This window comes from Acidobacteriota bacterium, from assembly GCA_016208495.1.
Classification (GTDB): domain Bacteria; phylum Acidobacteriota; class Blastocatellia; order Chloracidobacteriales; family Chloracidobacteriaceae; genus JACQXX01.
The window spans coordinates 22,869-43,563 of the sequence record JACQXX010000035.1; the positions used below are offsets into that span (position 1 = coordinate 22,869).

Sequence of the window (20,695 nt, forward strand, 5' to 3'; positions counted from 1 at the left end):
TCAAATCCATTTGCCTCAGCCCGATTTCTTCAGCCCGATGTCTTCAGCCCCGAACTTGCGAGTCTTCAGCCCCAAGCCCTCAGCCCGATTTCTTCAGCCCCAAGCTCAATTAGCCTTTAATCACCTTGGCTTTTCCATAATCAACATCAAATTGTTTGTCCGACAGCTTTGGATTAAACACAATGTTGCTCAGCGTCACTTCAGTAAAATCGCGGTTGCGTTCATAAAAAATCTGGCGCACCGGTAACCACGTCTTGTTGTCAATCCAGACTTCAATTCTGGTAAAGCCATCTTGTGCTTTGGGTGTGAGGGTTAAATGGGTGGTTTGCATTCCATTAAATCCTTCGTTCCCAACCAGTTTAATGTCGAATTTTTCTTTGAGTTGAGCCGCTGAATTCAAAATTGACAAGATACCTGATGATCCAGCTTTGCTTGCCACTTTGCTCACGGTGCTTAAAAAAACTTGATTGACACTTCGCTCAAATAAAAGTCCCTTGTCACCATTGACCGCCACCACTTTTGACTGTGGTTGGGTGTAATCAATCCGCATTCGACGAACACTCCCTGGTTTATACAGCAGGGTTCCGATTTGCTTGGGGTCTTTAATATTGAGCTGACCATTGGTGCGTTGGTGCGAAATAGTGGCTTGCAGTCCAGTCATTCGGCGACTGGTGGTTTCGACATTGGCCAGAACCGTATTTAAGGCATCTGCCGGAGCATTGGCCTGAACGGCTGCGAAATTGCCGGGAATGACCGATATCACAGTGATTCCAATAAACAATATGACCGAAAAAAGTCCTTTTAATTTCATAACTTGTGTTTTTTGACCTCAAAACTTCTCTGTCCTGGCCAGATGACTGGCTAGTTTTGTTGATACCAGACCTGGTATCCAACGATCACCCCATCCTCGTTTGATACCGCCTCAAAATGCTTGAGCTTGACCCCTTGACCTCCCCGCCGCCGTGATCCGGCTGATTCCAACAACGCTTTGAGCGTTGGCGCCGGGGCCTGGTTTTGCAGTTCACCAGTGCTGATGTAATCAGGTTTTTTGAGCGAACGTGATTTCCGTTCGTCAAAAAACGAGGTTGGGATGAGAAAAATAAAAGCGAGGATGGCTACGCACAACACATCGTACTGCCAGGTTCCCCGATCATAATTCCAGAGCACAGTGGCTTTGATCACTTCAAAAATCTTGCGCATAGCGTGGTTCGCGCTCCCTCTCTCACAACAAAAGGCACTTGCTTTATTTGCCCGCCAAAACACCGGGTTCGACGGCAGGTAGTGCTGATTTTTGCACCGGTGCATCGTGCAAAACGCGTCCATCCCGCATCGTCACCAGTCGGTTTGCGGTCTGAGCCGCTTCCAGGTTATGGGTAATCATCAAAACCGTTTGACCAAGTTCTTTATTGAGCTTGACCAGCATATCGAGCACGATCTGTGAGTTTTCGCTGTCCAAATTGCCAGTTGGCTCATCCGCGAGCAAAATCGCCGGGTGGTTGACAATCGCCCGGGCCAGGGCAACCCGTTGCTGTTCGCCGCCAGAAAGCTCAATTGGCTTGTGATGCAGGCGACTTTCAAGCGAAAGCAACTGCAAAATGTGGCGACGATACTCCTGGGCAGGCGCTTCGTTTTGCGAGCCTTTCTGGCGAATTCGCTCAGCAAGTTTGAGATTGCCTTCAACCGAGAGGGTTGGAAACAGGTTAAATCGCTGAAAAACAATGCCGATTTTGCGGCGGCGGATGTCAGTTCGATGGGCATCTGAGGCTTTGGCAAGATCTTCGCCATCCACAAGCACTGTGCCTTTGGTTGGCTTGAGCAGGCCGCCCAAAATATGTAAGAGCGTTGATTTGCCAGAACCGGACTGTCCCATCACAGCCACAAATTCGCCTTCTTTCACCTCCAGATTGATTCCGCGCAGGGCTGGCACATCAACTTTCCCCGCCCGGTAAATCATAGAGACATCAATGGCTTGCAGAATTGTTTTCATAAATTTCAATTGGACTTTCTGAACTGAGCAAAGCCTGCTTTCTCAATTTTTAGGAGCACAGGATGAGCTATTCGTAGCTCAAGGCATCCACTGGATCCTGATTGGCGGCACGCAGTGCCGGGTAAAGCGCCCCGAGCAATCCGCTACTCAACCCAATCAATGCGGCATACAGCATCCACCGGGGTTCAAGCTCAACCTGTAACGAAGTGAATTTAGTGATTCCGATTTTCAACAAGAATGAAAAGAGAAATCCAACCACAACCCCCAGGGCACAAATCAGCAGGGCTTCCTGTTCAATTTCGCGAATGATAAATGCTTTTGAGGCCCCAAGTGATTTGAGGATGCCGATTTCACGGGTTCGCTCAGTGATGGTGGTATACATGGCCAGTAAGACAACCAGCAAGCTTACAATGATTGCCAGCCCAACCACAACTTTTAGAAATTGATTGAAGGCAGGAATTCCATTTTCATAGAGCTGGAGCAGGTCCTCCATCGGCATAATTTTGTTGCCAGGCAGTGCTGTATCAATCTTTTTGGCGAGTGACGCCTGACTTTCCGAGCCAGTCCCTTTGACGTAGATCACCGTGCAGCGCTCTGGCGACGAAAGAATTTCCTGCATGCTGGCCAGATTGATTTTGATTCGGGCGCCGCTTTCCGGCTGGTAGATGCCGCTGACTTTAAACTTACGGTTAAAGAGTTCGATTTCACTGCCAACCGTGACCTTTTTGTGTTTGGCGTAATCCTCGTCAACAATGACATCCAGCTCATTTTGCAACGGCTGACCGGTCTTCATGGTGATGCCGGACATTTTGGCATAGCTTGGAAAATCAATACCTTCCAGAATCTCAAACCCAATGCCGTTTTTGCTTTCCTTGAGATACTGGCCAACCGGTGTCGTGACAGTGACTCCGGGAACCTTGTTCAGTTCTGCCTGATATTGGGTTGGGAGGGACAAGGAAGTGGTGGTCAGGCTGAACTCACGGCAAAACATGATGTGAGCCCCGACGTTTGATTCACGTTGCGCACGACTGTGCTGCATGCCGTTGACCAATCCAACAAAAATCAAGACCAGCACCACACCAAGCGCCACACCAAGAATGCTCACGGCGGTTCGGGTGGGACGCTGCTGCACATTTGAAACAACTAAACTGTCCATAATGGTTTAAAGAGAGCGGAAGGTAAAAGTCAGTCGTCAGTCGTCAGTCGTCAGTCGTCAGTAGTCAGTAGTCAGTAGTCAGTAGTCAGTAGTCAGTAGTCAGTAGTCAGTAGTCAGTAGTCGAGTGTTGGGGATTTGATTTGCCTGTCAAGTGTATTTGGTTCTATTTGAATCATTTAGGAACAATTCTTTTCAAGAATTTGACGAATTCAACGATCCGGGTTTTGTCTACTGACTACTGACTACTGACTAATTCTCAGATGCTTTGGCGCGAATTGCGCTGTTTGGCTCGGTATCGAGGTCGAGAACCTGCAGGTTTTCATCATTCTGCAGCATAAAGACATCGGCTGAAAGCGGGTCAGTGTTGATTTCTGGTTCACGGAAGGTAATGCGAACGGCGTACCCATCGTGCGGACGTGAAATTTTCACGGTTTGCGGCAACAGTTGCGGACGCCCAGCTTTGTCGGTATAGCCTTCATATTCTGATTGAGTGCTCAACGTGCCGTCTTCTTCATAAATCTGCAACCGGACCAGCGGCGTGCCCTTTCGCGTTCGATCAAACCAGTAGCTATAGACTGGAGACCACTGCCCATCAGCCGAACGCCGGGACACATAGAGCACATAATAGGTGCGCATCACGCGCTTGGCTGGAACTTCAAGCGACATTTGACCATCGCGTGAAATAACTTCAGCTTCATCCTGACGTGATTCAACCACAAAAAAGCTGGTATCCGGTGATGGTTCTGGGAGCGCCGGCACCAACATCGGCAACGCCAGATGTTGGGGTCTCAGTTTTGAAAAGGTGCTGATGTCTTTGGTATTGGTGGTTGCGCTCAACTGATCAACTTGCTGAGTATATTTGCGCAGGTTTGTGCCTCGGATAAAACTCCGTTTATCGGTCGGGTAAAACACTGCCACCGTAAATCGTTCCCCATCAGATCCCATATCGGCGATCTTCCCAACCAGCGTGGCGTCAACGGCCAGTCGAATTCGTTGTGGCCGCTGCAATACCAGCTTCCCATCGGCGGTTGGATAGATTTTCCCTTTCCCCTGGTCTGATTCCTTATAGTCGGCAAATTGGAGTCCAACGGAAGATTTTAATTGCGTGATTTGCTGGAGCGTGGCAATGCGGGAGACCAGTTCGGATGTGGGAACAGTGGGCTGAACCGGAAGTTCACGGGGCAGGGCAACGCGGGAGGTAATACAACCGGAGGAAACCAGCCCAATTGAAAAGACCGTGGTAACAACAAACAATCGCAGCCATCTGGGGCTGAAAAGCTGCCGTCTCTGTGCCTCGAAAGTCATTCTGATATTAACCTGTCCTGCTTAATCTTAATGCTGATGCTTAGTTATGGGGTGAGGTAGATTTGGACGATCCAAAAGCAAAGCAGCGAGCCTACCAACGGATGTTCAAATTGTCAATTCAGTTAAAACCTCGCCAGCAGGCTGACAGGTGCCAACTCGGCTGGGAGACCAGTAACTGAGTGAATGATTCTGAATCCGAAATCCAGGCTTTCATTTCCAAGGCGTGGCCTGTTGATTGAAAAAATGTGATTTTCGTTGTTCTTGTCATCGAAAAAAATCTGGGTTAGAGGCCCAGAAGAAAATAAAATCCCAATGAAATCGAGTTCAGGGGTCTTGAAGGGATGAGGGATGAAAGAAAGCTTCTTGTCACCTTGTCACTTTGTCACCTTGTCACCCTGTCATCTTTAACCCTGGTGTCCTTAAATTCGCTTAAAGCCGCGCTCGATATCGTGCATATCAAACCGCAGGAGCACGGGACGACCATGCGGACAATTGGTTGGATTTTCAGTCCGCATCAATTCGTCAATCAACCAGATCATTTTCTCAAGGGTCAGTGCTTTGTTCACTTTGATTGCCGCCCGACAGGCAAGACCGGCTGCAATTTCACGCTGGAAATGTTCAAGGGCAACCGAGCGTTGTTCTTCTTCAACCACATCGAGCAACTCAGTCAGCAGCGTTCGGGCTTCTTCGGGCTCCAGTTCAGCCGGGAGCGCCCGCAGGGCAATGGTTCGTCCTGAAAGTTGCATGACATCAAACCCACACTGGTCCAGGTCAGCCATGGTGTGTTCAAAGGCTGCGGCCTGAGCCGGTGTCAAATCCAGGGTGTGTGGGATGAGCAGTTTTTGCGAGGCAACTTCACGACTCATCAAGCGCCGCAGGTGCTGCTCAAACAAAACGCGTTCGTGGGCCACGTGCTGATCAATCAACAACAAACCACGAGCATCAGTCGCAATAATGTAGCTCTCGTGCAACTGGCCCAGTATCCGAAAATCCTGGCGGGGTAATTCCAACGGGCTGGCGGCAACATAGCTTTCAGGCGTTCGAGTTCGACGCTGGGCACAGAGTGACCGCCCAGCTCGGGAACCCTGGCGGGCCAGTTGTGGAAAAAGCTCTAATTCGGGCCTGACCGGAGCCGCTTCCACTGGTTCGACCGTTGGTGAGGACAGAAAAAATGGTGGTGGTTGAACCGGACGCGATTCCGAGGGAAGTACCTCAGAGATCGGTTCCGTGGCTTCCTGCAGTTCCAATTCTTCACGTCGAGCCGCCAGCTCAGCTTTAAAATTCCGGTCAAGTACAGGTTGTGACACGGCAGGCCGGGGCAATTCAAGTCGTCGCTCAGGCAGATTTCCTGCCTCAACTGGTTCAGCTGGTGGCGAAAGAAAAGGTGGTTCTATCAGTTCCTCAGAAGATGGCGGTACAACTGAAGCAAAGGTTTCGGTCTCGCGCAGGTCACCCAAACCCGGAAAATGAGCAAAAGGTTTTTCAACTCCAAGCGCCAGTTTCAGACCATCACGGACGGTCTCAAGCACGGCCTGGGCGCGTCGAAAGCGAACCTCAGTCTTTTGTGGATGGACGTTGACATCCACATCCTCAGGCGAAACCTCGACAAACAACAGCACGGATGGATAAAACCCAGGCGGAATGATATTTCGATACGCATCGGAAACCGCCCGCCCCAAAACCCGGTCTTTTACATACCGTCCGTTGACAAATACATATTGCCCATCACGGGAGGCCCGCTGCTGCTGAGGCCGTGAGATAAAACCGCTGACCGTGATTTCATTTTGGGCAAATTCAACCTTGACCAGTTCTTCCAGTAAAGCTTCACCAAACAACTGATACGCCCGGTCACGCAAGCTGGCCGTTGGAGTTACCTGAATGATCTCACGACCGTTATTTCTCAAAACAAAGGCTTTTTCAGGATTGGCCAGCGCATAATGAGTTACCAGATTGGTGACGTGAAAACTCTCGGTGGTTTCTGTTTTGAGAAACTTGCGGCGGGCTGGAACATTAAAAAACAGGTCCCGGACCGAAATCTCGGTTCCACCCGGCCAGGACGCATCGCGAACATGACGAATCCGCCCGCCTTCAATCACCAGTTCGGTCCCGGCCACATCGTCTCGCAATTTTGAAAAAAGCGTAATTCGCGACACAGAGGCAATCGAGGCCAGGGCTTCGCCCCGAAACCCAAATGTATCAATGGCGTTGAGGTCTTCGACGGTGCGAATTTTGCTCGTGGCATGGCGTTCAAAGGCCAGCAATGTATCATCACGAGTCATGCCTTCGCCGTCATCGCGGATGCGAATCAGATTCTTGCCGCCCTGTTCGATTTCTACTTCAACCCGTGTGGCACCGGCATCCAGTGCATTTTCGAGTAATTCCTTCGCTACCGAAGCCGGGCGTTCGACAACCTCACCGGCGGCAATCTGGTTGGCGACAATATCAGGCAGTAATTGAATCTTGGACATGGCTCCCCAGGAAAAAAAATGACAAAAAATATGACCACTGGACAAAATAAACGGCTGGCTGTAATTGGAATTGAACCTCAGGCATCCTACCTGAAGAGAATCAGGTTTGCGTTTCTGAGTTCCCTTTGTATAATCAAACCTTGTCACATTCGACAAACTCACCCCTGTAAATCGTCATCGCAGTGCTCAGACAGAAAGTAGCATATTCCTTTCTCCAGGCATCGTCTTGATTGCTCCTTATCAGGGTTAGAATTCCGCAACACATCGAGGATTTACATAATGAAGAAGGTTTTATTCTGGCTCGTTGCCCTTGTTATTCTTCTCCCCAGCTCGGCTCTGGCCCAGCAGCCGCCGATTTCCAAAACCACAACCACCCCGGGCACCACTCCCACCAAACCATCCACCCCGGCTGTCATTCCCACCGGGCGTGTGGCGGTCATTGACACCACCCAGTTCCCCAAGGGAATTCTCGAGTACAAAAAAGAACTCGACAAACTCGAAGCCGAATTTCAGCCCCGGACCAAAGAGCTGGAAACGCTCAAAACCCGGCTTGATGCGCTGCAGAAAGAGCTGAGCGAAAAAGGGCCAATGATGAAGCCGGAAGTTCAGCAACAGAAAATGGCTGAGTATGAATCAATCAAAAAAGAAGCCCAGCGCAAATTTGAAGACTATCAGGCAGACGTCGGCAACCGATCCGGTGCGGTCTTGTCGCCGTTAAACGAGAAGATCACCCGCTTCCTGCAGGGTTATGCGACCTCACGCAATATCGTGGTTGTGTTTGATATGTCCCAAAACGACACAACACGACTCTTTCTGGCCGTCAACCCTGATTCAAACATCACGGATGATTTCATGAAAGAGTACAACAAATCCAACCCGGTCGCGGCTGCGCCTCCGTCACCAGCCCCCAACAAGTAACCTCAGGGCAACAGCCAGCAGCCACTCTCGCATGAGCCTCACATTCAAACAACTTGCGGAATTTCTGGAAGTTGAATGGACTGGCACGCCGGAACTTATTCTGGAGCGTGTCAGTCCATTTGAATCTGCCCAGCCAGGAAGCCTCTCTCTCGCTCTTGGGAAACACCGGGAACATCTGGCCGAGTCGCAGGCATCCGCCTTCATTATTGATGCCAAATCAATCACTGATGCGGACAGGGCCCGGTATTCGCTTCTGCTTTCGCCTTCCCCCAAAGTCACCTTCGCTCAAGCCATCGCCAAACTCCACGTCAAACCGGCTGAACCACCTGTGATTGCACCTGATTTTATTGTTGGTGAAAACACTGTTGTGGGCATGGGAGTCATCATCCATCCACGGGTCACAGTTGGGCGAAATAGCTCAATTGGAGATCGAACCGTGGTTCATCCTGGCGTCGTGATTGGCGACCACGTGGTCATCGGCAGTGACTGTATTATCTTCCCCAATGTCACCATTTATGAACGGGTAACAATTGGCCACCGGGCAATACTCCATAGCGGAACAGTCATCGGGTCAGATGGTTTTGGGTTTGCTCAGGACAAACTCGGGCGACATATCAAAATCCCGCAAATCGGTGACGTGATCATTGAAGATGATGTTGAACTGGGCGCCAACTGTACAATTGATCGCGGAACGCTTGGAACGACCCGCATCCGTCGCGGCACCAAATTTGACAATATGGTCCATATTGCCCACAACTGTGACATTGGCGAAGACACCGTGATTGCAGCCCAGGCAGGGATTTCTGGGAGCGTTCGCGTTGGAAACCACGTCATGATTGCTGGTCAGGTCGGAACAAATCCACATGTTGAAATTGGTGATGGGGCCATTATTGCCGGGAAATCTGGGGTTTCAAAATCAGTGGGACCCGGCGAACAAGCGTCTGGAATGCCGATTCTTTCATTGAAACAATGGAAGTTGATGCATATCTTTGCGGCACAACTTCCAGAACGGCTTCCCAAACTTGAAAAACGGGTCAAGCAAGTTGAGCAAACCCTGGAGCGAATGAAGAATGAAGAATGATTAAAGTGGTTAGTGGTTAGTGGTTAGTGGTTAGTGGTTAGTGGTTAGTGGTTAGAAATCAATACTTTCGAAGAAGAACCAAGAACTAAGAACCAAGAACTAACCACTAACCACTTCTTCATTCTTCATTCCCAATTCCCAATTCCCAATTCCCCCCAACAGCCACTCTTGATGAATACTTTATGGAAATCATTTTTGATACAGCCCAGATTCAAGACACACTCCCCCATCGCTACCCATTTCTGCTGGTGGATCGGATCATCGAACTTGATCCAGGAAAGCGCGTCGTTGGCTTGAAAAATGTCACGATCAACGAACCCTTTTTCCAGGGTCACTTCCCTGGGCTGCCAGTCATGCCGGGGGTTTTGATTATCGAAGCCATGGCTCAAACCGGCGGAATGCTCATGCTTGGCTCGGTCAACGATCCACAGTCCAAGATTCTGTTGTTTACCGGCATTGATGAAGCCAAATTCCGACGCCCGGTTGTTCCTGGAGATACACTCAGGATTGAAATGACCTTGCTTCGCTTTAAAGGGAAAGTCTGCAAGCTGCAAGGGCGGGTGTTTGTTGAAGATAAACTGGCGGCGGAAGCAGAAATCACATCGGTCCTGGTTGATCGGAGCACTCTGCGTAAACAAACACCAGTTCCAGCCAAAGATACGGAAACCCCAGCTTGAACTGGTGCTTAGTGCTTCGAAGTACTGGATCCTTAAGCACCAGGTACCAAGCACCAGTCACCAATCAACCCTCAACTCATTCATATTTAGAAATTCCAAGGATTTTGCATGGCAATTCATCCAACTGCGATCATCAGTCCACGCGCTGAAATCGGCAACGGCGTCTCAATTGGCCCTTTTGCCGTGATTGGTGCTGACGTGGTTATTGCTGATGACGTTGAAATTGGCTCTCACGCGGTCATTGAAGGCCCAACCCATATTGGTTGTGGGACTCGCATTTACCCGTTTGCTTCCATTGGCCAGGAGCCGCAGGACTTGAAATATAAGGGCGAACGAACGGAACTCATCATTGGTGAACGCAATCAAATCCGTGAATTTGCCACACTTCATCGAGGGACAGTTGGGGGGGGGGGAATTACACGTATCGGAAACGATAACCTGTTGATGGTGCAGTCACATGTGGCCCATGACTGTACCGTGGGCAATCACGTCATTTTTGCCAATGGGGCTTCACTGGCTGGACACGTTACCGTACACGACCGGGCGACACTCGGCGCCTATGTCGGAGTTCATCAGTTTTGTCGGGTTGGACAATATGCGTTTCTTGGGGCGTATTCAGTCGTGGTGAAAGATGCGCTTCCCTTTGCTCGTTCGGCGGGAAATCATGCCAAGTGTTATGGTCCAAACAGTATTGGACTCCGCCGGGCTGGTTTCTCAACCGAAGATTTGCGAACCATTGAACGCATTTTCCGTCTGCTGCTCAACTCAAAACTCAATACCACTCAAGCCATTGAAGTGATTGAGCAAGAAATGTCTGACAATGCTATTGCCCGTAGCATGGTGGAGTTTATCCAGACAGCTCAACGTGGGGTTACAAAGTAGTCAGTAGTCAGTAGTCAGTAGTCAGTAGTCAGTAGTCAGTAGTCAGTAGTCAGTAGTCAGTAGTCAGTAGTCAGTAGTCAGTAGTCAGTAGTCAGTAGTCAGTAGTCAGTAGTCAGGTGTCAAGTGTATTTTGTTCGATTTGAGTCATTTAAGAGCAATTCTCTTCAAGAAATCCACGGACTCAGCTATCCGGGTTTTATCTACTGACTACTGACTCATCAACGACTGACAACTGACGGTTCTCATTTCTCAGACTTCTTGAGAAGCTCCAGGGCGGCGCTGATGGGAACACCTAAGCTAGCCTGGATTCGTTCCTGCTCATCGAGCATCACCTGAGCATTTATCCCAACCACTTTTCCATAACTATTAAAAATGGGACTTCCTGAACCACCTTCAGTGGTCTGGGCATCATGGACAATTCGTCCAGTAATAAACTGGGTGATATGGCCCTGAGATACTTTGGGGTAAATGTATCCGCGGTTTGAGAGTTCGGCAGCCAGATCGCTAAACGTCATTCGCTTGCGCAGTTCGTCTTTTAATCGCTCATCAGGAAGCGCTTCACGAATTCCTTCCACGCCGGTCGGATACCCTAACAGCACAATTCCTTGACCCGTCATGTTTTTGGTTTCTTCCGAAGTATCGAGTGGCAATTGCGGAATTGCGGCATCACCCTGGGTAAAGCTGCATAGCGCCACATCGTTTTCAGATGAGATTTGCAAAACTTTGAGTGGGAACGAAGTTTTAATCCCCGGAAAATAAGCATTCAATTCCTGGATCTCAGGTTTGCCACCAAGGCTATTAATCAAAATACTGTCAGTTGGATCATTAAACCAGGGTTGAGCAATGTGCCGGTTGGTAACAAGTTTGCCCTCGGCAACGACAAATCCGGTGCCGGTAAATTGCTCATAATAAATGTCGCCGGTTCCTTCAAAACTCACTTGCAAACTGCCATCCGCAGCCAGCGGTGTACTCTGGTTAAAACTATTGTCAATAAAGCGTAACGGCTTGTTGGTCTGGCGATTCGTGAACGAATACGTGCCCTCAATTAAACACACGCCTGGCCCATAGGATTGAGCAATGTTTTGTCCAGAATTGAGGACGTTTTTGAGCGAGTCAACTTCCTGTCGCAGTGCTTCATTTTTGGTCAGTAAATCTTCCAGTTGACTCTCCGCCGCCCGGCTCAGATTGGAAAAGCGGTCTAGAATTTCGTAGTACCGCATGACTCCAACAAAGACAATTCCGGTTGAAACCAGAATGCACAGTGGAATCACCAGCGACAAAATAATGGCAAAAACCCGCGCCCAGGGCGGGATCTCACCATAGAGCGCCACAATCAACTCCTTGGCAAACCGTGATGCCGTACGTGGGTGAATTCGCCCGCCCATATCAACTTCGGGAAATTGTAAATGGGCATTGCGAACACCAGTTTTGGTTTCCTCGATTTCTTGAACCACGTGGACCAGGAGTTCAGTTGGCAGATGGAGTTCAGATGTTTTTACGGCCTGGAGTGACAGCAAGTCCCCATCCGACAGAGGGATAGGCCCATCATTGGTTGTAGCGGGTTTTCGATTGACAAGGAGGGAGTAATGCTCTGGGTCACGGAAGAAGAGGTCAAAATTGTGTTTTTGCCGATAGATCTCAGCCACAATCAGACGTCTCGGGAAGTCCCCATTGTGAGTCGCCGGAATATTTAACGGCAAATCACAACCTTCGTCAGGACCGAGGGTAATTGCTTCTTGGTCAAAAATTAACGTTTTACCACGTTCTTCACCGGAGAGGTGAACAACCATCAGGCTCGCCATGACGGAACTTCAAAACCTTGCTCAAAAACAACTTTGAATAACTGCGTGAAAAAAATCGAGTGAAAGGAGGTCAGATACCGCAACGACACACTATACTGATTCACTCCAAACATCACAAGGGAAAGATCACCAGGGAATTTTAGAATGAAGAATGAAGAATCTCACCCTGTCACCTTGTCACATTAACTTAGCGTCTTCCAATCCCTAAATACCGGAAGCCATGCTTTCGAACCAGTCTGGCGTCATACATGTTGCGCAGATCAGCAATGGCTGGAGTTCGCATCAGGTCTTTCAAGCGACCAAGCTCCAGTTTGCGATAAATGTTCCATTCAGTGGCAAAAATCAAAACATCACACCCTTGAGCCGTGTCATAGGGATCTTCAAAAAACTCAGTTTTCGAAAGGCAAGTTTTGGCTTCTTTGTTTGCCACGGGGTCAGTCGCCCGTAATTGAACGCCCAGTTTGACCAGTTCGGAGGCAACCCACATCGCCGGTGATTCGCGCAAGTCACTGGTCTCGGGCTTAAAGGTCAATCCCAAAATTCCAGCCACTTTTCCTTCGACCTGCCGGTCAAGCAATTCCACCACTTTGTCCAGTGCAACCTCGTGCTGTCGCTGATTGACTTCAACCACTGATCTTACAATTTTCAAATCATATCCAGCCGAATTGGCCAGATGGACCAGTGCCTGCGTATCTTTTGGAAAACAAGAACCACCATATCCTGGCCCAGGATACAAAAATTTGTTCCCAATTCGACTATCAAGCCCCATCCCACGCGCAACGTCCTGCACATCGCATCCCAAAACATCGCTCAAATTTGCCATTTCATTGATGAATGAAATTTTGGTGGCCAGAAAAGCGTTGGAGGCATATTTGATCAATTCGGCGGTTTCGAGTGATGTAATCACCATCGGCACGCCAACCTGGGTTAACGGGCTATAGATGTCTTGCAAGATGGCAATAGCTTCTGAATCCTGACACCCGATAACAACCCGTTCGGGCCGCAGAAAATCATTGATTGCATCCCCTTCGCGTAAAAACTCCGGATTGGAAGCCACACTAAAGCGATGATCACCGCAAGCATGTTCTTCGATCACCCGGCGAATAAATTGACCGGTGCCAGTTGGAACCGTGCTTTTGGTCACAATCACCTTATATCCATTGAGCGCTGGTGCAATCTGGAGGGCAACCTGTTCAATTTGAGATAAATCCGGGCTTCCATCTGATTTGGGTGGGGTTCCAACGGCAATAAACACCACGAGGGCGCGTTCAACCGCCGCCCGAAGATTGGTGGTAAATTGAATGCGCCCGGCCCGCAAATTTTTTTCAATTAATTCATGAAGCCCCGGTTCATAAATCGGTATCTGGCCTTCATTCAAGCCAGCGATTTTCGCCTCATCAATGTCCACACAAGTGACTTTGACACCAAATTCAGCAAAACATGCGCCGGTTACCAAACCAACGTAGCCTGTTCCAACAATTGCAATGTTCATAAATCGCGAAGAAAATTCAAATTTGAAGTGCGGCGGCTTGATGCCGTTTTGATCCTGGACCAGTCAAGTTTTACAGCGGAATACAGTTATGGACATAAATCCCATAAGACGTTGCAAAAGTATGGGTATCATCCACTTCCATCGAATAGACTGTTGTTGAGGCCGTACAGGTCACCAGCCCCTTGATCGGAATCGTGGCGACAGTTCCCTGCCAGTACAACGGGACACGATCCCCCTCCTTCAGGCTGGCTGCTGGGCGGACAGCGAGCTGATCACCTTCAAAAACAATCATTGGATGTTGATCGGTCACCGTCACCCGGCGATTGTCATTCGTCACCACATAAATCAACTTCCCCTCATATGGCCGCCGAAACAAGTACCGCACGGGCTTCCAAACAGCTTGTTGCTCGGCCATATCAATTGCCAAAGCATAGAGATACGGCTTGTAAATGACATCGGTCCGACCGCCAGCCTGGAAATGCCGTGTTCGATGCAGGGTCATTTGTTCAGCAAACAACACCGAAAGCGACAACACCCGATGAACACCGGTTTCGGCCTGAACGGTTACTGTTTCATCGCCAATCAGGCAATGACCGTTGGTCTCAAACTGGTCTGCACACATGTTGTTTTCCATAGGGGGAGTGATTGATTGTGGAATGGAGGGTTGGGCACAGAAGGGCGATACTGACAAACCGCGGAAGGGATGTCAACAGAGGATCCAGCGGGAAATGGCTTGAACCCAAAAGCGTTGACTGGTATCTTGGCGGGTCATTTTCCAACCTCAGTCCATCTCTATTATTTCAGGAATCATACTTATGGCCAATCGCCTTACTTTGGAAATTGTTACTCCCGACCGATTACTGCTTCATAAAGAAGCCGATGAAATCACCGTTCCCGGCCTGAATGGGGAAATGGGAATCCTTCCCGGCCACACCCCTTTGATCTCACAATTGAGCGTGGCGGGGCTGGTCAGTTATCGCAATGGAAACGAACAGGGCCTGGCTTTTGTCAGCCAGGGATTTGTGGAAGTGATGCCCGACCGCGTTACGATTTTGGCTGAACGGGCGCAACTCCCTGAAGAAATTGACCTTGCCAAGGCCAAGACTGCACTTCAGGAGGCCGAACGTGTTCTCAAGAGTGCTGAAAGAGATGCCAGCATTGACATCGAAAAAGCACTGGCGGCACTCGACAGCGCCATTGTACAGGTTCAGGTAGCCGAACGCACCAAACGCTAGCCCTTTGAAAATGTGGTTAGTGGTTAGTGGCTAGTGATTAGTTCCTGGTTCTTGGGAGGTATTGATTTCTAACCACTAACCACTAACCACTAACCACTAAAAGGGTTCTTCATTCCCCAAGCTTTTCCACCAGTTCTGCCTGACTGATGGTTGCCGTTCCCCGTTTCATCACGACACATCCAGCCGCACAATTCGCTAAATGCATGGCTTCAGGAAACGTAGCTCCTGCCGCGAGGGCCGTGGTATAGGTGGCAATTACCGTATCCCCAGCCCCAGTAACATCAACTGGATCCTTGCTCCCGATTGCCTCTTCAAAAACCACTGGACGACCCGCCTCAACCAAGATCATTCCTTCCGGGCCACGGGTTAATAGTAACGCCTTCAAATTCAAGTCAGCACGTAACCGCTCAACCTGCTCTCGTGCGATTTCACTGGTGGTAAACCGTTGACCACACAGGTCTTCAGCCTCGGCTTCATTTGGTGTTGCCGAAGTAAAGCCAGTGAACTGATGCAACCGAAACCGTGAATCCACCACAATTGGAATCCCAGAGTGACGGGTTTGCCAGTCTTGCAAGAGAGCGATGCAATCCGAGTCAATCAATCCATAATTGTAATCAGATAAAATGATGCCAGTTGCGTGTTTAAGCTGGCTTTCAAGTCGGGAGAGGACCCACTGGCGGGCTCGATCAGGTAGCGGTTCTTGTTCTTCGCGATCAACTCGAATGACTTGCTGGCGGGGTGCATGCGCCGAACCTGCCAGAATCCGGGTCTTGGTTGGGGTTACCTGACCTGGAAGAGACAGCACACCGCTGGTATTGATTCCCCGGGACCGGAGGCTCAGCGTCAACATCCGGCCAGCCCGATCACGCCCTACAACTCCAATTGATGCAGCATTTCCGCCCAATGAGGCAATGTTTGAAGCCGTATTTCCCGCCCCGCCTGGCATGGTTTCAGTTCGTTCATGACGGAGAATCAACACAGGTGCTTCGCGTGAAACACGCGCAATTTCTCCAAACACAAATTCATCGGCGATCAAATCTCCAACCACCAGAATGGTTTGCTCTGAAAATCGCTCAATAATCGAAAGCAGGCGGGAAGTCATAGTTGAATGAAGAAACCATTTAGTGGTTAGTGGTTAGTGGTTGGCTCTTGGTTTTTGGTTCTTTGAAAGTATTGATTTCTAACTGCTAATCACTAGCCACTAATCACATTCTTCATTTCCTACAGATGTGGAAACCCTCGAAACGGTGAGCGTGGCGTGTTGCGGCGGTCAGTGGTGGTGCCAAGCTGAACATTATTGGTTGCCAAAATCCATTCAACGGCTTCAAGCACGTGTTCAGCAATAAAATCAGGGTCACGCGGCCAGCTTTGGCGCTGATACTCGTACTCACCACGTCCATACCCGGTCAGTACCAAAATTCCTTTTGCTCCAACACGATGAGCCAATTCAACGTCGCTGTATTTGTCGCCGACGACATACGAGCGACTCAGGTCAACTTTAAAAGTATTGACTGCTTGTTCAAGCATCCCAGTCTTTGGTTTTCGACAATTGCAGTTCTGACGGTAAGGCGGCTCCCCGGCTGATGGATGATGTGGGCAATAATAAATGGCATCCAGAAAGGCACCATCTTTGGCCAATTCAGCCCGGAGTGTGGTATGCACTTGCCCAATCAGTGATTCTTCGAAATAACCACGTGCCACGCCAGCTTGATTGGTAACGACAATCGCACGCCAGCCAGCATCGTTCAGCTTACGAATTGCCCGTCCCGTGGTCGGCAAGAGTTGAAAACGAGAGATGTGATTGACATAACCGACCTCTTCGCTGAGCGTACCATCACGGTCAAAGAAAACGGCTCGATTGTGGACGACCGGAGTTACAGGAGACGACATAAAACCTCTGGAATGAAGAATTGAGAATGAAGAACCCTTTTAGTGATTAGTGGTTAGTGGTTAGTAGTTAGTGGTTAGTGGTTAGTGGTTAGTTCTTGGTTCTTTTTCGAAAATATTGATTTCTAACCACTAATCACTAACTACTAACCACTACTTGGTTTCTTCATTCTTCATTCTATTTAATGTCTGGTTTACCTGAATCTTCATCGTGCTGATCTTCAAGGAGCGCCAGGATTTCTTCGAGCAAAATTGTGTGACGTTCTTCAACTTGTTTTAATTCAGCCACATAGGCAGCGTGGAGCGCGTCCACTTTTTCATGGAGACGTGAAATTTCAAATTCGGATTTCAGGTTGACCTGATAATCCTGCTCGGCCTGCAACCGGTCTTTTGCCGCCTGCCGATTCTGGCTCATCATAATCACGGGTGCCTGTAAGGCCGCCAGACACGAAAGCGCCAGATTCAGCAAAATGTAAGGAAATGGATCAAACGCATTATCTCTTAAAACAAAGCTGTTAAATGCCATCCAGACTAAAAGCGTGAAAAAAAACAGAAAAATGAATGGCCAGCTTCCACCAAAGGAGGCAATCTGATCAGCCACTCGCTGCCCAAAGGTCAACTGTTCGTCAAATTGCTGGTTGATGTTGGCGCTGATCAGTCTCCGCTCAGCCAAACGGCGAATAAACCGCTTTTCGATTTCGGTTAACTTCCTTCGGTCTTCCGCAAGCAGCCGTGATGCAACTTGCTCGATTTGAGGCGTCACAAGCGGTGTCTCCCTTTGCAAAAGATTGGAACGATGATTGGGGGCTAAAAAAACCAGGGCTCAGGACTGAAAAACCAGGGCTCAGGGCTTGGGGCTGAAGACTCGCAAGCTCGGGGCTGAAGAAAACGGGTTCAATCCCCTGAGCCCGACGTCTTCCGCCCGATGTCTTCCGCCCGTTTTGTTTTTTGTTTGCGAACAATAGTCCGCAGGAGCAAGGTTTTCAAACTGACTTCATCATCAAATCGGGCTTTGATTTCAAGCACTGACACGGGCATTAGCCCAAAATGAAACTGCTCTAGCTTGACAGCATCTTTTTCCGTTGTTACCAGTCGTTCGGCTCCAGCCTGTTGCGCCGCAGACACAGTCTCGGCAACATCTTCTTGGGAGTAAACATGGTGATCGCGGAGCCGTTTCCGATACACGACTCTGGCACCGAGGGTCGCTACATCGTGTTCAAACCGGTCTGGATTCCCAAGCGCCGAAACAACCCCAACGGCCTTCCCCGCCAGAGAGCGTTGGGCCCGAGGTTTACCATCCTTTAATTCATGAACGCCGGTAACTTCATGAAAAGAAAAGATTAATGGCACATCTACACCACATTCGCTGAGCACCCAGCGCAGTTCATCTTCATCAAAAGCCTGGTCTGCCCGCGTCACAATGATCGCGTCAGCCCGTTTGAGCGCATAGAGCGGTTCGCGCAGACGTCCAAACGGCGCCATTTCACCACCGCCAAAAGGGTCAGTGGCATCCAGTACCAGCAGATTTAAATCTCGCTGAAGCTGCACGTGTTGAAACCCGTCATCCAGAAGATGTACTTCACAACCCTGGTTGGCTTCGAGCCAGGTGCCGTTCGCATACCGGTTTTTACCAACAATCACTTTGACGCCCTGTAACCTCCGAGCCAGCATCAGCGGTTCATCTCCGGCTTCTGCGAGTGTGGCACAAACCTGAGTTCCATCACTAACAACAACTCGTGACTGACGGCGATCCTGTCGGGCATACCCGCGGGTCAAAATGGCGACTTCATGGCCTTCACCAGTTAGATAGCGGGCGATAAATTCAACCAGCGGTGTTTTCCCGGTTCCGCCAAGGGTAATATTTCCAACACTTATCACTGGATTGTTCAGGGCTTTTGGTTTCCAGTAGCCAGTTTCGTAGAGGGCCAACCGGAGTCGGACCCCAAACTCATAGAGCTTTCCCGGTACATAGAGCCACCACCTTGGGATATTACCCAAATAAGGCACCTGAATTCGGGTTGTATTGGCTTCAGTTTCCGGCATAAGCGATCTCTGTGGGGTTTCTGCGGCTGAAAATACCAGGGCTCGGGGCTGAAGAAAACGGGTTCAATACCCTGAGCCCGCTTTCTTCAGCCCGCTTTCTTCAGCCCGCTTTCTTCAGCCCGCTATTTTTCAGGTTCCAGCAGAGCTTTTATTTCTTCAATTGCACGGGCAGTCGCCCCACTTTGAGCTTCATAGGTCAGCCGTGCGCGGGTTCCAATGCTTTGACGAGATTCGGCATTGACGAGTAATTCTTCACAAACGGCGACAAACTGCTGAATGAGCCCATCTGGAGTGTCAGGAGAGAGCTGTTTCACTGCCTGAGCTGCGACAAAAGTTGCCATGATATCGCGAAAATTCTCAGTAAAGGGACCAGTTACCACTGCTCGTCCATCAGCCGCCGGTTCGAGAATGTTGTGCCCACCTCGTGGAACCAGACTGCCACCGACAAAAACCACGGTTGCAAACCGGTACACTGCTGCCAGTTCCCCAATCGAATCAAGCATCATCACCGGCGCCAGACGGTCAGAGTCTGAAGGCCGCGACCTTCGGCCAACAGGATATCCAGCCTGTATTAAAATCCGCGCCACGGGTTCAAACCGTTCGGGATGGCGTGGAACGACCAGCATCCGTAAAGACTCAAGTCCAGGCTGGGAACGCAACTGCTCAAAGGCTTTGACCAGCATGGGTTCTTCACCTTCGACCGTGCTGCCTGCCACGAGCAAGGGACTGGGTGATGACGACAGACCAAATTGGGCATCGAGTTCTTTCGCCACCCGATCCCGGCGGGCACATTCGCCGGCATCCGCTGGCTCATACTTCAAATTGCCGATCATTCGGACACAGTCAGTATCCGCACCAAGTGCCAGAATGCGTTCCGCATCGCCATCTGATTGCATCAACATCCGCGCAAAAAGAGCCAGGACTGGCTGCAACCAGCGACGCACCCGGTGATAGCGACCAAAAGACCGATCCGAGAGCCGGCCATTGACCAGCACCACAGGAATTGACCGTCCAGCGCAAGCCCGCAGGAAATTGGGCCAGATTTCGGTTTCCAAAATGAGAACGAGTGAGGGTTGGATGTGATCAAGCGCCCGGGCGACCACTCCAGGCAAATCCAGGGGAAAATAAAAATGCCCGTCGAGCATGGCAAGTTGCTCGCGGGCACGGTGTTGTCCTGTTTCAGTCGTGGTTGAAATCACGATCCGGGCTTGTGGAAAGCGAGCCCGCAACGCCATTGCCAGCGGACGCGCCGCCAGAACTTCTCCGACGGAGACAGCATGAATCCAAATCACTGGTTCGGCTACGGGACAAGGAGGACAGAGCGAAGAGGGTAAATAACCCAGCCGCTCCTTAAAACCCGGTAGATATTTACCGTGGCGGATGGCCCGAAACACGTAGTAAGGCAACACCAGCGGTAACCCCACCGCCAATGCCAGGTTGTACCAGAAAAAGATCAACGGACGATCACCATCACGGGACATGTGAATGCTGAGGGACCCAGAAGAAAATAAAATCCCACTGAAATCGGGTTCAGGGTTCAGGGTTTCGGCGATGAGTTGACTGATCCCACTCAAGATGAAGACTGGGGAACTGGCGGGTACCACGCAACGTGGAGTATCTGGCCCTGAACCCTGAACCCTGTTGAATATCATTAAATCGTATACAGGAAAGTATCATAAATTGTATACACTTTCGGAAACAAAAAAGTGAGCTAAAGTGTCATCCTCTAGTTAAGAAGGAGGAGAAAAACAATGGCTCACAC

Annotated in this window: 19 protein-coding genes; 5 read left to right on the forward strand and 14 right to left on the reverse strand. The window is 49.9% G+C overall.

The window, feature by feature from the left end; all coding sequences use genetic code 11:
• Positions 1–109 precede the first annotated feature (109 nt).
• The 6 genes from HY774_06085 to mutL all read right to left on the reverse strand — a co-directional run bounded on the left by HY774_06085 (position 110) and on the right by mutL (position 6,916).
• Entirely contained in the window at positions 110–811 is a 702-nt protein-coding gene (locus tag HY774_06085; protein ID MBI4748038.1) for an outer membrane lipoprotein carrier protein LolA, read from the reverse strand.
• Between the two features lie 50 nt (positions 812–861).
• Positions 862–1,200, reverse strand: coding sequence for a hypothetical protein (locus HY774_06090; GenBank protein ID MBI4748039.1), 339 nt, complete (start codon positions 1,198–1,200; stop codon positions 862–864).
• Positions 1,201–1,243: 43 nt separating this feature from the next.
• On the reverse strand, positions 1,244–1,954 hold the full coding sequence (locus HY774_06095) for an ABC transporter ATP-binding protein (protein ID MBI4748040.1): 711 nt from the start codon (positions 1,952–1,954) through the stop codon (positions 1,244–1,246).
• Between the two features lie 100 nt (positions 1,955–2,054).
• Entirely contained in the window at positions 2,055–3,143 is a 1,089-nt protein-coding gene (locus HY774_06100) for an ABC transporter permease (GenBank protein MBI4748041.1), read from the reverse strand.
• A 249-nt stretch (positions 3,144–3,392) separates the two neighbouring features.
• Complete coding sequence (locus HY774_06105) at positions 3,393–4,448, reverse strand: hypothetical protein (GenBank protein ID MBI4748042.1); 1,056 nt, start codon at positions 4,446–4,448, stop codon at positions 3,393–3,395.
• Positions 4,449–4,867: 419 nt separating this feature from the next.
• Complete coding sequence (gene mutL, locus HY774_06110) at positions 4,868–6,916, reverse strand: DNA mismatch repair endonuclease MutL (GenBank protein ID MBI4748043.1); 2,049 nt, start codon at positions 6,914–6,916, stop codon at positions 4,868–4,870.
• Between the two features lie 279 nt (positions 6,917–7,195).
• On the opposite strand from mutL, the gene HY774_06115 reads away from it, so the two are divergent.
• The 4 genes from HY774_06115 (at position 7,196) to lpxA (ending at position 10,474) form a co-directional block, all read left to right on the forward strand.
• On the forward strand, positions 7,196–7,834 hold the full coding sequence (locus tag HY774_06115; GenBank protein ID MBI4748044.1) for an OmpH family outer membrane protein: 639 nt from the start codon (positions 7,196–7,198) through the stop codon (positions 7,832–7,834).
• Between the two features lie 31 nt (positions 7,835–7,865).
• Complete coding sequence (lpxD, locus tag HY774_06120; GenBank protein MBI4748045.1) at positions 7,866–8,915, forward strand: UDP-3-O-(3-hydroxymyristoyl)glucosamine N-acyltransferase; 1,050 nt, start codon at positions 7,866–7,868, stop codon at positions 8,913–8,915.
• A 182-nt stretch (positions 8,916–9,097) separates the two neighbouring features.
• The gene (fabZ, locus tag HY774_06125; protein ID MBI4748046.1) at positions 9,098–9,592 is read left to right on the forward strand and encodes a 3-hydroxyacyl-ACP dehydratase FabZ; all 495 of its coding nucleotides are present in this window, start codon (positions 9,098–9,100) and stop codon (positions 9,590–9,592) included.
• A gap of 108 nt (positions 9,593–9,700) precedes the next feature.
• Positions 9,701–10,474: an acyl-ACP--UDP-N-acetylglucosamine O-acyltransferase gene (gene lpxA, locus HY774_06130; GenBank protein ID MBI4748047.1), complete on the forward strand. Its 774-nt coding sequence runs from the start codon at positions 9,701–9,703 to the stop codon at positions 10,472–10,474.
• A 242-nt stretch (positions 10,475–10,716) separates the two neighbouring features.
• On the opposite strand, the gene HY774_06135 is transcribed toward lpxA, so the two are convergent.
• From HY774_06135 to HY774_06145, 3 genes are all read right to left on the reverse strand, one after another.
• Positions 10,717–12,276 (reverse strand): trypsin-like peptidase domain-containing protein, encoded by a 1,560-nt coding sequence (locus tag HY774_06135; protein ID MBI4748048.1) that lies wholly within the window; start codon positions 12,274–12,276, stop codon positions 10,717–10,719.
• 187 nt (positions 12,277–12,463) lie between these two features.
• A complete protein-coding gene (locus HY774_06140; GenBank protein MBI4748049.1) occupies positions 12,464–13,768 on the reverse strand; it encodes a UDP-glucose/GDP-mannose dehydrogenase family protein in 1,305 nt (434 codons plus the stop codon).
• A gap of 70 nt (positions 13,769–13,838) precedes the next feature.
• A complete protein-coding gene (locus HY774_06145; GenBank protein MBI4748050.1) occupies positions 13,839–14,390 on the reverse strand; it encodes a hypothetical protein in 552 nt (183 codons plus the stop codon).
• A 193-nt stretch (positions 14,391–14,583) separates the two neighbouring features.
• Here HY774_06145 and HY774_06150 point away from each other — a divergent pair, with 193 nt between their 5' ends.
• Positions 14,584–15,003: a F0F1 ATP synthase subunit epsilon gene (locus HY774_06150; GenBank protein ID MBI4748051.1), complete on the forward strand. Its 420-nt coding sequence runs from the start codon at positions 14,584–14,586 to the stop codon at positions 15,001–15,003.
• A gap of 109 nt (positions 15,004–15,112) precedes the next feature.
• On the opposite strand, the gene HY774_06155 is transcribed toward HY774_06150, so the two are convergent.
• The 5 genes from HY774_06155 to HY774_06175 all read right to left on the reverse strand — a co-directional run bounded on the left by HY774_06155 (position 15,113) and on the right by HY774_06175 (position 20,414).
• The gene (locus tag HY774_06155) at positions 15,113–16,105 is read right to left on the reverse strand and encodes a bifunctional hydroxymethylpyrimidine kinase/phosphomethylpyrimidine kinase (protein MBI4748052.1); all 993 of its coding nucleotides are present in this window, start codon (positions 16,103–16,105) and stop codon (positions 15,113–15,115) included.
• A gap of 119 nt (positions 16,106–16,224) precedes the next feature.
• Positions 16,225–16,893, reverse strand: a complete 669-nt coding sequence (locus HY774_06160) for an HAD family hydrolase (protein MBI4748053.1) — start codon at positions 16,891–16,893, stop codon at positions 16,225–16,227.
• 175 nt (positions 16,894–17,068) lie between these two features.
• Positions 17,069–17,653, reverse strand: a complete 585-nt coding sequence (locus tag HY774_06165; GenBank protein ID MBI4748054.1) for a DUF1003 domain-containing protein — start codon at positions 17,651–17,653, stop codon at positions 17,069–17,071.
• Between the two features lie 131 nt (positions 17,654–17,784).
• On the reverse strand, positions 17,785–18,933 hold the full coding sequence (gene lpxK, locus HY774_06170; protein MBI4748055.1) for a tetraacyldisaccharide 4'-kinase: 1,149 nt from the start codon (positions 18,931–18,933) through the stop codon (positions 17,785–17,787).
• A 122-nt stretch (positions 18,934–19,055) separates the two neighbouring features.
• Positions 19,056–20,414: a 3-deoxy-D-manno-octulosonic acid transferase gene (locus HY774_06175; protein ID MBI4748056.1), complete on the reverse strand. Its 1,359-nt coding sequence runs from the start codon at positions 20,412–20,414 to the stop codon at positions 19,056–19,058.
• Positions 20,415–20,695: the final 281 nt, after the last annotated feature.

Bases quoted from the DNA above. Each gene is read 5' to 3' on its own strand.
- HY774_06085 (MBI4748038.1), bottom strand. From the start codon at position 811: ATGAAATTAAAAGGACTTTTTTCGGTCATATTGTTTATTGGAATCACT.
- HY774_06090 (MBI4748039.1), bottom strand. From the start codon at position 1,200: ATGCGCAAGATTTTTGAAGTGATCAAAGCCACTGTGCTCTGGAATTAT.
- HY774_06095 (MBI4748040.1), bottom strand. From the start codon at position 1,954: ATGATTTACCGGGCGGGGAAAGTTGATGTGCCAGCCCTGCGCGGAATC.
- HY774_06100 (MBI4748041.1), bottom strand. From the start codon at position 3,143: ATGGACAGTTTAGTTGTTTCAAATGTGCAGCAGCGTCCCACCCGAACC.
- HY774_06105 (MBI4748042.1), bottom strand. From the start codon at position 4,448: ATGACTTTCGAGGCACAGAGACGGCAGCTTTTCAGCCCCAGATGGCTG.
- mutL (MBI4748043.1), bottom strand. From the start codon at position 6,916: ATGTCCAAGATTCAATTACTGCCTGATATTGTCGCCAACCAGATTGCC.
- HY774_06115 (MBI4748044.1), top strand. From the start codon at position 7,196: ATGAAGAAGGTTTTATTCTGGCTCGTTGCCCTTGTTATTCTTCTCCCC.
- lpxD (MBI4748045.1), top strand. From the start codon at position 7,866: ATGAGCCTCACATTCAAACAACTTGCGGAATTTCTGGAAGTTGAATGG.
- fabZ (MBI4748046.1), top strand. From the start codon at position 9,098: ATGGAAATCATTTTTGATACAGCCCAGATTCAAGACACACTCCCCCAT.
- lpxA (MBI4748047.1), top strand. From the start codon at position 9,701: ATGGCAATTCATCCAACTGCGATCATCAGTCCACGCGCTGAAATCGGC.
- HY774_06135 (MBI4748048.1), bottom strand. From the start codon at position 12,276: ATGGCGAGCCTGATGGTTGTTCACCTCTCCGGTGAAGAACGTGGTAAA.
- HY774_06140 (MBI4748049.1), bottom strand. From the start codon at position 13,768: ATGAACATTGCAATTGTTGGAACAGGCTACGTTGGTTTGGTAACCGGC.
- HY774_06145 (MBI4748050.1), bottom strand. From the start codon at position 14,390: ATGTGTGCAGACCAGTTTGAGACCAACGGTCATTGCCTGATTGGCGAT.
- HY774_06150 (MBI4748051.1), top strand. From the start codon at position 14,584: ATGGCCAATCGCCTTACTTTGGAAATTGTTACTCCCGACCGATTACTG.
- HY774_06155 (MBI4748052.1), bottom strand. From the start codon at position 16,105: ATGACTTCCCGCCTGCTTTCGATTATTGAGCGATTTTCAGAGCAAACC.
- HY774_06160 (MBI4748053.1), bottom strand. From the start codon at position 16,893: ATGTCGTCTCCTGTAACTCCGGTCGTCCACAATCGAGCCGTTTTCTTT.
- lpxK (MBI4748055.1), bottom strand. From the start codon at position 18,933: ATGCCGGAAACTGAAGCCAATACAACCCGAATTCAGGTGCCTTATTTG.
- HY774_06175 (MBI4748056.1), bottom strand. From the start codon at position 20,414: ATGTCCCGTGATGGTGATCGTCCGTTGATCTTTTTCTGGTACAACCTG.